At 68.5% G+C, this 12,133-nt stretch carries 9 protein-coding genes; 4 read left to right on the top strand and 5 right to left on the bottom strand.

Annotated elements, in window-relative coordinates; translation table 11 throughout:
- Positions 1-3: 3 nt before the first annotated feature.
- The gene (locus tag AC3A3G_RS08120; protein ID WP_487487933.1) at positions 4-783 is read left to right on the top strand and encodes a GIN domain-containing protein; all 780 of its coding nucleotides are present in this window, start codon (positions 4-6) and stop codon (positions 781-783) included.
- 108 nt (positions 784-891) lie between these two features.
- Positions 892-2,322, top strand: coding sequence for a metalloprotease TldD (tldD, locus tag AC3A3G_RS08115; RefSeq protein ID WP_200216343.1), 1,431 nt, complete (start codon positions 892-894; stop codon positions 2,320-2,322).
- An 11-nt stretch (positions 2,323-2,333) separates the two neighbouring features.
- Here tldD and mnmH read toward each other — a convergent pair whose 3' ends face one another.
- Genes mnmH through AC3A3G_RS08095 form a run of 4 tightly spaced genes read right to left on the bottom strand, consistent with a single transcriptional unit; the run spans position 2,334 to position 6,438 of the window.
- The gene (gene mnmH, locus AC3A3G_RS08110) at positions 2,334-3,383 is read right to left on the bottom strand and encodes a tRNA 2-selenouridine(34) synthase MnmH (RefSeq protein ID WP_487487932.1); all 1,050 of its coding nucleotides are present in this window, start codon (positions 3,381-3,383) and stop codon (positions 2,334-2,336) included.
- Positions 3,383-4,438 carry a selenide, water dikinase SelD gene (gene selD / locus AC3A3G_RS08105; protein ID WP_487487931.1) on the bottom strand — a complete coding sequence of 352 codons (1,056 nt, stop codon included), beginning with the start codon at positions 4,436-4,438 and terminating at the stop codon, positions 3,383-3,385. Before selD ends, mnmH begins: the two co-directional genes overlap by 1 nt.
- 31 nt (positions 4,439-4,469) lie before the next feature.
- Positions 4,470-5,405, bottom strand: a complete 936-nt coding sequence (locus AC3A3G_RS08100; protein ID WP_368925421.1) for a TraB/GumN family protein — start codon at positions 5,403-5,405, stop codon at positions 4,470-4,472.
- A gap of 55 nt (positions 5,406-5,460) precedes the next feature.
- Positions 5,461-6,438: a TraB/GumN family protein gene (locus AC3A3G_RS08095; RefSeq protein WP_200168019.1), complete on the bottom strand. Its 978-nt coding sequence runs from the start codon at positions 6,436-6,438 to the stop codon at positions 5,461-5,463.
- A gap of 144 nt (positions 6,439-6,582) precedes the next feature.
- Between AC3A3G_RS08095 and AC3A3G_RS08090 the strand changes: the two genes are divergently transcribed.
- Positions 6,583-8,631: a TonB-dependent receptor plug domain-containing protein gene (locus AC3A3G_RS08090; protein ID WP_368925424.1), complete on the top strand. Its 2,049-nt coding sequence runs from the start codon at positions 6,583-6,585 to the stop codon at positions 8,629-8,631.
- A gap of 143 nt (positions 8,632-8,774) precedes the next feature.
- Here the strand turns inward: AC3A3G_RS08090 and AC3A3G_RS08085 are convergent, their stop codons facing one another.
- Entirely contained in the window at positions 8,775-10,622 is a 1,848-nt protein-coding gene (locus AC3A3G_RS08085) for a peptide MFS transporter (RefSeq protein ID WP_125901191.1), read from the bottom strand.
- 335 nt (positions 10,623-10,957) lie between these two features.
- On the opposite strand from AC3A3G_RS08085, the gene AC3A3G_RS08080 reads away from it, so the two are divergent.
- Positions 10,958-12,124, top strand: a complete 1,167-nt coding sequence (locus AC3A3G_RS08080) for an N-acetyltransferase family protein (protein ID WP_487487930.1) — start codon at positions 10,958-10,960, stop codon at positions 12,122-12,124.
- Positions 12,125-12,133 lie beyond the last annotated feature (9 nt).

The following is a 12,133-nucleotide window of genomic DNA, read 5'->3' as shown; positions in this document are numbered from 1 at the left end:
GTCATGATCCGCAATCTGCTCATCATCTCCGGCGCGGGCCTGATCCTCGCCATCGTCGGCATCGGCGGCGCCTTCGCCGTGGGAGGCCGCGACCTGGCCCGCCACGACTGGACCTGGATCATCACCGACGACGAGGCCGGCGACAGCGGCTTCACCGTCGAGCGCGGCCAGGTCTCGCCCGACACCACCCGAACCATCGAATGGACGGGCGGCGACCGCCTGACCGTCAACATCCCCGCCGACGTCGTCTACGACCAGCAGGCTGAGACGCCGGGCATCACCGTCTCGGGCGCCCAGAACGTGGTCGAGCGGGTGCGCTTCTCCAACGGCCGTCTGACCCTGGACGAGGCCCCGCGCGGCGACCGCAGCTATGTCCGCTGGACCCGCACCGGCATTCGCGGCTGGAGCGAGACCGACGCCCTGAAGATCATCATCAAGGCCCCCTCGGTGAAGACCTTCGACCTGTCCGGCCCGACCGAGCTGAAGATCCGCGGCTATGACCAGCCGTCGCTGGACCTGACGCTGACCGGCTCGTCCGACGTGCGGGTCCAGGGTCGCACCGACGCCGTGACGGTCGACGTCTCCGGCGCCGGCGACGCCCGCATGGACGAACTGATCGTCGACGACGCCAAGGTCCGCGTCAGCGGCTCGGGCGAGGTCCGCGTCGGCCCCAGCGGCAAGGCCGAGGTCGACGTCTCGGGCAGCGGCGAAGTGCGCCTGACCCGCCGCCCCGCCGAACTGCGCCAGTCGGTCAGCGGCTCGGGCGAGGTGACGGAGGACTAAGCGTCGCCCGCACGCGCATGACGCCGATCGGCCCCTTTCGCACGACGAGAGGGGCCGATTGCTTTTGCGGGCCGTGACGCCGGGCCTCGCAGCCCCTATCTAGCGTCCATGAGCACTGTCGCCTCCCCCTCCCCCATCCTCGACGCCGCGGGCCTAGCCCCGGACGAGGCCCTGTCGATCCTGCAGACCGCCCTGTCGGGCGCCGACGACGGGGAGCTGTTCCTCGAAAAGACCGAAAGCGAATCCCTGGTCTTCGACGACGGGCGGCTGAAGGGCGCCTCCTACGATGCTGTTGAAGGTTTTGGCCTGCGCGTCGTGGCGGGCGAGACCGCCGGCTACGCCCACGCCAATGAAATCTCCGCCGCCGCCATCCGCCGCGCCGCCGACAGCGCTGCGCTCGCCAAGCGCGGCTATGACGGAACCGCCGCCGAGGCGCCGCGCGCTACCAACCAGCGCCTCTATGATCCGGTCGATCCGCTGCTGGCCCCGGCCTTTTCGGACAAGATCGCCCTGCTGGCCGAGATCGACGCCTGGGCGCGCGCCCGCGATCCGCGCGTGGTGCTGGTCTCTGCCTCCCTGGTCGGCGAGCGTCGCGCCATAGACATCCTGCGCGGCGACGGGCGGCTGCTCAGCGACCTGCGTCCGCTGGTCCGGCTGAACGTCTCCGTCACCGTCGAGAAGGACGGCCGCCGCGAAAGCGCCTCCTCCGGCGCGGGCGGACGTGCAGGCTTCGAGGAATGGGTCGCCCCAGAACGCTGGCAGGCCCAGGTGGACGAGGCCCTGCGTCAAGCCCTAGTCAATCTGGAGGCCGTCGACTGCCCGGCGGGCGAGATGGACGTGGTGCTGGGCGCGGGCTGGCCCGGCGTCCTGCTGCACGAAGCCGTCGGTCACGGCTTCGAGGGCGACTTCCACCGCAAGGGCTCGTCGGTCTTCACCGGCATGATGGGCAAGCGCGTGGCCGCGCCGGGCGTGACGGTCGTGGACGACGGCTCCATCGCCGGACGCCGCGGCTCGCTGTCGTTCGACGACGAAGGCACCCCGACATCGCGCACCGTGCTGATCGAGGATGGGATCATGGTCGGCCTGATGCACGACCGGCTGTCGGCGCGTCAGCTGGGCGCGAACGCCACCGGCAACGGCCGCCGCCAGTCCTTCGCCCACACGCCCATGCCGCGCATGACCAACACCTTCATGGAAGGCGGCAAGGATTCGCAGGCCGACATGATCGCCTCGACCAAGCGCGGCCTCTACGCCGCCAACTTCGGCGGCGGCCAGGTGGACATCACCAACGGCAAATTCGTCTTCCAGTGCACCGAGGCCTATCTGATCGAGGACGGCAAGATCACCGCCCCGGTGCGCGGCGCCACCCTAATCGGCGACGGCGCCACGGCCCTGACCCAGATTCAGATGATCGGCGACGACTTCGCCTTCGACCCCGGCGTCGGCACCTGCGGCAAGGCCGGGCAAGGCGTCCCCGTCGGCATCGGCCAGCCCAGCCTCAAGATCGGCGGCCTGACGGTCGGCGGCACGGCGGTCTAACCGCCCCTCTCTCATTGGGAGAGGGAAGCCGCAATTGCTTCCGCCGCGCAGTCCAAGTCCGCCTCCGCGCCGCCGTCCATCGTGATCTCGCCCAGGTCGCGCGCCCCCGCCGACGCCCGGCGATAGGCCGGATCGTAGTGGTCGCGCATCAGGGCCGTCGCCAGGGCGCGCAGGTCGCCCGCCTGCGACAGGGCGCGCCACTGCGCGATCCGCTCGCGGCTGTGGTGACTGGGCATCCGCGCCAGCAGGGCGTCACGCACGGCCGCATCGTCGGTCGCCGCCTGATAATCGCGCAGCACCCGCTCGACCCGCGCCTCGAACGGGGCCGACAGACGCAGGGCGGGCGCCGCCTTCATCGCCGCCCACAGCACGGGCGGCACCGTCAGGCGGCCGATGCGGCTGGCCTCGGCCTCGACCACCACGGGGCGGCTCAGGTCCAGGGCGGCAAGCGCGGCGTACAGTCGGCTCTCAAACAGCTTCTGCGACGGCTGCTCCGCCTCGGTGCGCCCGAACAGGGAGCCGCGATGCGCCGCCAGCCCTTCCAGATCCAGGCTCTGGACGCCGTGATCCGCCAGGCGGGCCAGCACCTCGGTCTTGCCGCTGCCGGTCAGGCCGTCCAACAGGACCAGCTTCAACGCCGGGGCCGTCTCCAGGTCATGCAGGGCGGCGGCCACCGTCCGGCGCCAGGTCTGATAGCCGCCCTCCAGCCGCGTGACGGGCCAGCCGACCTGCTCCATCACCGTGGTCATGGCCGTCGAGCGCTGCCCGCCGCGCCAGCAATAGACCAGAGGCTGGAACCCGCCGTCGCGGTCGCCCAGCGCCCCTTCCAGATGCGCCGCGATGTTGCGCGCCACCAGGGCCGCGCCCAGGCGGCGGGCGAGGAATTTCGAGGTCTGGACGTAGAGGGTTCCCACCTCGGCGCGCTGGGCGTCGTCCAGCACCGGTAGATTGATCGCGCCGGGCAGGTGATCCTCGGCGAACTCGCCGGGGCTGCGCACGTCGACGACGGCGTCGTAGCGGGCCAGGGCCGCAAGCGACACGTCCGCCGTCAGCCGCGCCATCAGCCGCCCGCCTTCACGACCACGGAAGGCGCGCCCTCGCGCACGCGGCCGACGCGGCGCGCCGAGGCGAAGCCCATGTCCGCCACCAACGTCATCACCGCCTCGGCCGCCTCAGGCGCCACAGCGATCAGCAGGCCGCCCGAGGTCTGGGGATCGGTCAGCAGGTCGCGCCGCCATTCCGGCAGTTCGGCGTCCAACGTCACCGCCCCGCCATAGGCCGCCCAGTTGCGCACCGAGGCCCCGGTCCGCACCCCGGCCTGGGCCAGGGCGGGCGACCCGTCCAGAAACAGCGGCGCATCGGCGTCGATCTCGACCGTCAGGCCCGCGCCGCGCGCCATCTCCAGCGCATGGCCCAGCAGGCCGAAGCCGGTCACGTCCGTCACCGCATGGACCCCGTCCATCGCCGCCAGCTTCGGCCCCGGCGTGTTCAGCCGGGTGGTCGAGCCGATCAGGGCCTCATAGCCGCCCGCCTCCAGCCGCCCCTGCTTATAGGCGGCGCTCAGCACGCCGACGCCCAGGGCCTTGGTCAGGATCAGCACGTCGCCCGCCCGCGCGCCGCGATTGGTCAGCACCCGATCGGGATGCGTCAGGCCCAGGGCGACCAGGCCGTAGATCGGCTCCAGGCTGTCGATCGAATGGCCGCCCGCCACGGGGACGCCCGCCTCGGCGCAGACGGACGCGCCGCCTTCCAGCACCCGGCCGATGGTCTGAGGCGACAGCTTGCCGACCGGCATGCCGACGAGGGCCAGGGCGAAGATCGGCGTCGCCCCCATGGCGTAGACGTCCGACAGGGCGTTGGCCGCCGCGATCCGGCCGAAGTCGAACGGGTCATCCACCATCGGCATGAAGAAGTCGGTCGTGGCCACCAGGGCCTGCTGGTCGTTCAGCCGCCAGACCGCCGCATCGTCCGAAGTCTCGGTCCCCACCATCAGATCGGCGAAGACCGCCGTGCGCGGCGTCGAGGCCAGGATGGACTGCAGCACGTCGGGCGCGATCTTGCAGCCGCAGCCGCCGCCGTGGGCCAAGGAGGTGAGTCTGGGTTCGATGTCGCTCATGCCCCCGGCGTCGGCCTTCGCACGCCGGGCGTCAACCGCCTTCGTGCGTGGCGGGCGAGATGCGCCATTCGGGACCGCTGACCTCCAGTCCCCTTGCCGCCGCCTGATCCAGCAGACCGCCAGCTTCCGCCGCGACGCTGATCGGCGTGACCATCAGGGTGGTCCGGGCGGCTGTCAGGGCGTCGGCCAGCGCCTCGCTCCATTGCGTGCGGCCGTTCCGGCGCAGATCGCCATCGGCGAACATGGCGCAATGGTCGATCGCCTGTTCCAACGGACTGGCCATGACCGCACGAACGTCCTGCCTGGCCCAGCTCGCGCCCCTCTGAGCCATGCCGTCCTTTCCCGCCTCGGTCGCGCGAATGGCGGCCGAAAGACAGGCGATCTGGTTGTCGTCCGGCACGGCGACGGCCTCGTCGACATGGCGAGCGTCCAGGTCTCCAACGTGAACCGTCGATTTTTTAGCCTTACGCGCCATGGAGCGGACCGTCGTCAGCACGCCGCGCCCCGCGCCGCGCTCATAGGCCAGCCGGTCGTCCAGCAGATCGCGCGCAACGGCCACCAGCCCCCGGTCGGCGTAGTTCTGGCGATAGCGGGCGCCCAGGGCCTCCAGCCTGGTCAGTTGATCGGCTTCAAGATAGTCCGCTGTCGTCGCGCCATCCGGCAGACGGGCGCGGGCGCGGCGCATGCGCATGTAATCTGCCAGGCTCATCGTCGCCGTCTGGGACATGACGATGGCGTCCGCCTGTAACACCGCCGCCTCCAGCGCCTCGGGCCGCCAGACGATGTCGCGCGGCACGGCCGAGAGCGCCCCTACGATGATCACGACGCTGTCTCCGTTGCGAATCTCCCATGTCGGCGCACCCGATCGACGCGCCACCACGACGATGTCCTCAAGAGTCGTTGCGGCTTCGTCCTGAGCCCGGGTCAGCGTCCCCGACGCCAGAACTATCGCCGCTGCGAGAACCATTGCGCCTTTTGATCTCATGACGTCCCCTCCCCTTCCTAAGCCCCGTCCGACGTCTTCAGCCGCCCGAAGGCGCCGCCTTCCACTGCGGACCATCCACCTCGAAGCCCTGGGCCTCCAGCGCATCCAGCACGCCGCCCGGCTCGGCCAGACGACGCAGCGGCGCGACGGCCATGGTCAAGCCGGGCTGGGTCAGGGCCTGGGCGACGGCGTCGGTCCATTCCGCACGCAGTTGCGGCCCGATCTGCGGATCGCCCCACGGCCAGCAGCGGTCCACCGCCTGATCGACCGGCGAGGCCAGCACCTCGGCCACCCGCAGCCCGCGCCAGGCCTCGGCCCGCAGACGCACGGCCTCCGGTCCCAGTTCGGCGGCCGACAGAGCCGCGCGCAGGCATTCGCGATGGGTCGCCGGCGGGGCGGAGATCAGGCTCTCCACCAGGTCGGCGCCGCGCACCACCCCGACGGAGCGGATCGGCACGCGCGCCTTGCGGGCGGCGCGGCGCACGGCGTCGTCGGCGCCGACCGGCCGAGCGTCCTTCTCGCCCGCCTTGTCCTTGAACAGGTCGATGGCCAGCATCAGCAGACTGTATCGCCGCCACTGATCGGTCTTTTCGTCCGCCATCAGGGCTTCCAGCCGCGCCTGATCCTCGGGCGTCAGGTAGTCGGCGGTCGTCGTGCCTTCCGGCAGCCAGCCGATGGTGCGGATGCGCCACATCAGGCGCAGGACGTCGGCGGGCGAGGCTCGACCGCGCTGCGGGAACAGTATGCGGTCGGAACGGGCGGCGGCCTCCTCCAGCGCCTGGGCGCGCCATTCGAAGCCGCGCGGCGCCTCCTCGATGGCGCCGACCAGGATCATCACCCCCTCGCCGTCGCGTCGCACCGTCCACATCGGCGCGCCCGCCCGCCGGGCGGTGACGACCACCTCGTCCACGCGGGTCGCCGCCTCGGCCTGTTCTTGGGCGGCGAAGGCCGAGGACGGAGCCGCCGCAGCAAGGATGAGAGCGGCCAGGGCGAGGGAAAGAAGAGGAGCTTTCATGCCCTCATCCTAAGGGCTGAAAGTTCCACCGCACGTGACTATTCCGTAATGCTGTCAGCGATTTAATCCACCTGTCGGGCTTGTAACTGGAGATCGAACCGCCACGCCGCCAAACCTCTGCCGGACACCGAGGGAGAGGACGAGATGAACACCAAGAGCGCCCTGCTGGCGACCACCGCCCTGCTGCTGACCGCTGCGCCGGCTGCGGCGCTCGCCGCCGATGCGCCCGCCGCGCCCGCGCGCCAGTCGGCCGTGCCCGGCGATCAGGCGGTGCTGATCTTCACCCCCGACTTCTTCGCCGACGCCCGCCCCAACACGGCGCTGGACATGGTCAACCGTGTGCCCGGCTTCTCGGTCAACGACGGCGACGGGGCGCGCGGCTTTGAAGGCGCGGTCGGCAACGTCCTGATCAACGGCTCGCGCCCGGCGTCGAAGAACGACACCGGCTCCAACGTCCTGGGCCGCACCGTGGCCGCCCAGGTGGACCGCATCGAGCTGATCCGCGGCGGGGCGCCGGGCATCGAGATGCAGGGCTATTCCGTCGTCGTCAACGTCATCCTGAAGAACACCGCCAGCCGCGAACACATCGCCACCTTCAACGCCAGCCTGTTCGAAGGCGGCCAGGATCTGTTCGGCGGCACCTATCAGTTCACCGAACGCAAAGGCGATCGTACCTGGGGCGTGACGCTGGGCGACGGCATCTCCAGCAGCGATTCCAACGGCGCGGGACCGCTGCGCCGGGTCGGCCCGAACGGCGAACTGCTGCGCGCCGAGGATTACTACAACGACGGCTACGGCGGCGGGAACTCGATCCGCGGCAACTACTCCAGCCCCTTCCTGGGCGGCAAGGTCGACCTGACGGCGCGCTACGGGATCAACGACTGGCACAACATCAACCGCCAGACCGCCCCGGACGTCCTGCGCGAGAGCCTGTATGACGAGGACGGCCACAGCGGCGAATTCGGCGCCGTTTACACCCGCCCGCTGTCCGAAAAGCTGAAGCTGGAAACCCGCTTCATTCATGAGTTCGGTGACTATGAGTCAGTCTCAACCTCGCGTGGCCGCGTCTCCGGCGTCGAAAGCCCCGAGCAGTTGTTCAACTCTGACGGCAAGTCCTCGGAAACCATCCTGCGCGGCCTAGTGCGCTACGAACGGTCGCCGTCGATGGACTTCGAGGCGGGCGGCGAAATCGCTTACAACATGCTGGAACGCGATCAGGCCTATTCCATCGGCGGCGTGCCGGAGCCGCTGCCTTCGGCCTCGGTCAAGGTCGAGGAAACACGCGGCGAACTGTTCGGCAAGGCCACCTGGCGCATCAATCCCAAGTGGACGCTGGAAAGCGGTCTGCGGCTGGAATCCTCGACCATCAGCCAATCCGGCGACGCTGATCAGGAAAAGAACTTCTTCTTCGCCAAGCCGCGCCTGCTGGCCACCTGGACCCCGGCGGCGAACAACCAGTTACGGTTGCGCCTGGAGCGGACGGTGGGACAGCTCGACTTCGGCGACTTCGCCGCCTCGGCCGAGTTCGCCGACGAGAACGTCTTCGGCGGCAATGTGAACCTGCAACCCGAATCCCGCTGGGTCGCCGAACTGACCTATGAAAAACGCTTCTGGGGCGAAGGCATCGTCAGCATCGGCCTGCGCCACGACGAGATCACGGACGCCATCGACGTCATTCCCCTCGAAGGCGGTTACGCCGCCGTGGGCAACATCGGCGACGGGACGCTGGATCAGCTGGTGCTGAACGTCACGGTCCCCACCGACAAGCTGGGTCTGTCAGGCGGCAAGTTCGGCTTCCGCAACACCTGGAACCATACCGAAGTCACCGACCCGACCACGGGCGAGATCCGTCCCATCTCCGGCATTCGCGCCAGCCAGGCGACCATCACCTTCCAGCAGGACATCACCAGCTGGAAGCTGCAGTGGGGCGGCGCCTGGATCCCCCTGCTGGGCCAGAAGAACTATCGTCCGGACCAGATTTCAGGCTGGCGGGGCCACGACTATTACGAGCTGTGGGCCGAGTATAAGCCGACGCCGACCCTCTCGATCCGCGGCCAGGTGAACATCTGGGACGACTTCAACGTCGAGCGCACTGAATTCGGCGACCGTGAGACCCGGCCGATCGCCTTCGTCGAGAACCGCTTCATCGACCCGCGCACCTTCTATCAGATCCGTCTGCGCAAAACCTTCTGACGAACCGAAACCACGAACCCCGGAACCAGCCGGGGCCTCCCCCGGACAACTGAAAAGGGCGGCGCCTCCTGCGAGACGCCGCCCTTTCCTTTCGTCGTCCGCCGGTCCGGAGCCTGAGCGCCGGACCGGACGAGAGACGCCTGTTACGCCGCCTTCTCGTGCGACCAGCCCTTGATGAAGAAGCTGAGGACGATGAAGCCGACGCCGATGCCCATGCCCCACAGGCCCAGCATCTCGAACACCTCCAGCGAGGTGCGCAGCGCCGCGCCGGGATCCAGCACCTGGCCGCCGACGGTCTCGGTGCCGGCCAGGCCCGCGATCCAGCCGCCGACGTACTGGGCGATGGACGAGGCCAGGAACCACACCGCCATCATGAAGCTGACCACCTTGGCCAGCGACAGCTTGGTGATCTCCGACAGGCCCACCGGCGACAGGAACAGCTCGCCAAGGGTGTGGAACATGTAGAGCAGACCCAGCAGCAGGATCGGCATCTGGAAGGCTGAATCGGCCATGCCTGCGCCCCACACCACGATCATGAAGCCCAGGCCGACCTGCAACAGGCCGAGACCGAACTTCAGCGTCGGGTTCGGATCCAGGTTGCGTTTGCCCAGGAAGGCCCACAGCGCCGCCATGATCGGCGCGAAGATCAGGATGAAGCCCGCGTTGAACGACTGCGTCTGGGCGGCGGTCACCGTGGCGTCGATCCAGAAGCCCGACGGGGTGATGCCCGCGGCCGCCAGTTGCGACGGGGTGCCGATGGTGATCCCAAGGAACTGAACCGCCGTCGGCGTCAGGCTGAGATCGACGTTACGGTCCGCGAACAGGTTCAGCGAAGTGCCGGCCTGTTCGAACAGGGTGAAGAAGACCACCGAGCCGATGATCAGCACCACCGCCAGCATCATGCGCTCGCGCTGGATGCGGTTCTCGCAGACCTTGATGATGATGTAGGCGATGAAGGCCAGCGAAGCGACGGTCGCGGCGCCCAGCACCCAGCCCACCAGGGCGTTGCGCTGGACCATGAACCACACCACGCCGACGCCCAGGATGCTGAGCAGGTAGATCGACCATTCGCGGTTCAGCGGTCCCAGGAAGGGCTTCTTCAGATTACCCTCGGCCGGAGGCTCGCCTTTGCCTTGCAGCAGCGGCTTGCCCAGGACGAAGACCACCCAGCCCAGCGCCATGCCGACCCCGGCCAGGCCGAAGCCCGCCCACCAGCCGACCGTCTGGCCCAGATAGCCGCACAGAACCGCGGCCCAGAAGGCTCCCAGGTTGATGCCGTAATAGTAGAGGGTGAAGCCCGAATCCCGGCGCGGATCGCCTTCGGGATACAACTGTCCGACAATGGTCGAGATGTTCGGCTTCAGATAGCCCACGCCCATGATGATCAGGGCGATGGCCAGGTAGAAGACGTTGATGCCCGCCATGTCGCGGGTCACGTCGATCTTGTACTCGCCGGTCGGCAGCACGGCCGGGATCGGCGCGTCCTGCGGCAGATCCTTGATCGCCAGGCCGTTCTCGACCGGGGCGAAGGCGTACTTCTGGCCGTTGACCATCAGACCCACGTCGCGCGCGGCGCCGCGGCCCTCGGCCGAGATTTCATAGGCCGCGCCCTGGTAGGTCAGGGTTTCGGTGGCGGGACGCCCCTCGAAGGCCATCATGCCGTGACCGGCCACCAGCAGCAGGGCGCCGAACGCCACGGCCTTGCGCGTGCCGATGAAGCGGTCGGCCATCATGCCGCCCAGCAGCGGCAGCAGGTACACCAGCGAGGTGTAGGAGCCGTAGGCCGAACCGGCCTGGGCGTCGTCGAACAGGAAGTGCTGGGTCAGGAAGAAGATCAGGATGCCGCGCATCCCGTAGTAGGAGAAGCGCTCCCACATCTCCGCAAAGAACAGAATGATCAGCCCGCGCGGGTGATTTTTCAGGATCTGCATCAGCACGGGCACGCCCGTGACGAAGGTGATGATCAGACCGATCGCGATGACGATATTCATGCCTGGGCCCCCGCACAGATCATGATCGACTTCATCTCATTCATAGCCATCGTCTGGGCTGCGCCCCTTCGAGTGCCGGGCCGGCGCACCGATCGCGCGCCCCCTCCGTCCGTCGTGCTCAACGGCAAGCTCCATCTTCTTGCGCCCCCGACGGGCGCGGAAGCGTGCAGAAACAGCACGGTCACGGATTGCAAACAAGCGTTAAGGACGAAATCCCGCCGTCAGGACGTCGCATATTCGTCAACACTTTCCCGTTTCGAGCGCGGTTATTTTAAAATACACTTTTAACGAAAATTCTTCGTCGTCCCTTTCTCGGACTGCGTGGAGACCTCGTCATGACGCTTCGCCCGATGCGCCCCGCCGACCTGGAAGCGGTCAATCGGCTGCATCGCAGCGTCTGGTGGCCAGCGCGATCACGGGCCGGGTGGGCGTGGTTATGGTCAAATCCGGCGACACGGGCGCTGCACAGCCCCAACGGCTGGGTCATTGACAACGGAGGCGGCGCCGTCGCCTGTGCAGGCAACTTTATCCAGCGCTTCTGGCTGGACGACCGCGCGCTGTACGGGGCCACCGGCTATTCCATTATCGTCCCGCCCGATCAGCGCGGCCGCAGCCGCGACCTGATCCACGCCTTCGTCAACCAGCCCGGGTGCTTCGCCCGGTACACGCTGAACGCGAACGCCCGTTCCAGCCCTCTTTACAAGCGTCACGGCATGACACCCTGGCCGCCGCTCACGCATGACGTCAAGCTGTCCTGGCTGGTGGATCCCCTCGCCTGTCTCTACGGGCGCGGCCTGCGCCATATTGTCGATCAGGCGCCGCTTCTGGCCCGCCTGCTGGGCGAGCAGTTATCGCCCTTGCCGCGCCTGTTCGGCGGGCGACGTCTGCAGAACGCCCAGGCCCGTCTGCCCTCCACGGTCAGCTTGCTCGACGATCTGACAGACGGTTCGGATTACGACCAATTCTGGCAGGCCCTGCGCGGCGAGGGACGGTTGATCGCCGACCGCAGCCCCGCAATCATGCGCTGGCGCCTGTCCGACCCCGACCTGACGGTCCCGCCCTTGGCCTTGGCGTATCGCGAGAAGGGGCGCATCACAGGCTTCGCGCTGGCCATGCTGAACAAGCAGACGCCGCTGGAGCCGCCGATCCTGGAGGTCATCGACCTGGTCGCCCTTCAGACCGATCCCGAAGCCGTTCAATCTCTTCTAGAAGGGCTGCGTATCCTGGCGCCGACCTTGGGCGCGGCCAAGGTGCGACTGCAAGCAACCTCGCCTGAATTGCTCCAGGCGCTCGGGCCGCTCATCGACAAGGCTCACCGAGAGGGCGGCTGGGGCCACTGCCATGTCGCGTTCAACGCAGGGATGCAGGACGCGGGCTGGCGGCCCACCCCCTATGACGGCGACTATTCCTTCTGTTTGCGGCCGCTGCCTGCGCGGGCCAGCGCCGCCCTGCGGCTGGCGCCGGCGCCGGCGCGCCGCTCAGCGATGGAAGCGAGGGCCTGAGACGACCCT

This window comes from Brevundimonas sp. Soil_N_31 (assembly GCF_057655995.1).
This window is presented reverse-complemented; position numbering and strand designations above follow the sequence as displayed.

Coding starts and splice junctions, on each gene's coding strand:
- AC3A3G_RS08090 (WP_368925424.1), top strand. CDS start 6,583: ATGAACACCAAGAGCGCCCTGCTGGCGACCACCGCCCTGCTGCTGACC.
- AC3A3G_RS08080 (WP_487487930.1), top strand. CDS start 10,958: ATGACGCTTCGCCCGATGCGCCCCGCCGACCTGGAAGCGGTCAATCGG.
- AC3A3G_RS08100 (WP_368925421.1), bottom strand. CDS start 5,405: ATGGTTCTCGCAGCGGCGATAGTTCTGGCGTCGGGGACGCTGACCCGG.
- mnmH (WP_487487932.1), bottom strand. CDS start 3,383: ATGGCGCGGCTGACGGCGGACGTGTCGCTTGCGGCCCTGGCCCGCTAC.
- AC3A3G_RS08085 (WP_125901191.1), bottom strand. CDS start 10,622: ATGAATATCGTCATCGCGATCGGTCTGATCATCACCTTCGTCACGGGC.
- AC3A3G_RS08120 (WP_487487933.1), top strand. CDS start 4: ATGATCCGCAATCTGCTCATCATCTCCGGCGCGGGCCTGATCCTCGCC.
- tldD (WP_200216343.1), top strand. CDS start 892: ATGAGCACTGTCGCCTCCCCCTCCCCCATCCTCGACGCCGCGGGCCTA.
- AC3A3G_RS08095 (WP_200168019.1), bottom strand. CDS start 6,438: ATGAAAGCTCCTCTTCTTTCCCTCGCCCTGGCCGCTCTCATCCTTGCT.
- selD (WP_487487931.1), bottom strand. CDS start 4,438: ATGAGCGACATCGAACCCAGACTCACCTCCTTGGCCCACGGCGGCGGC.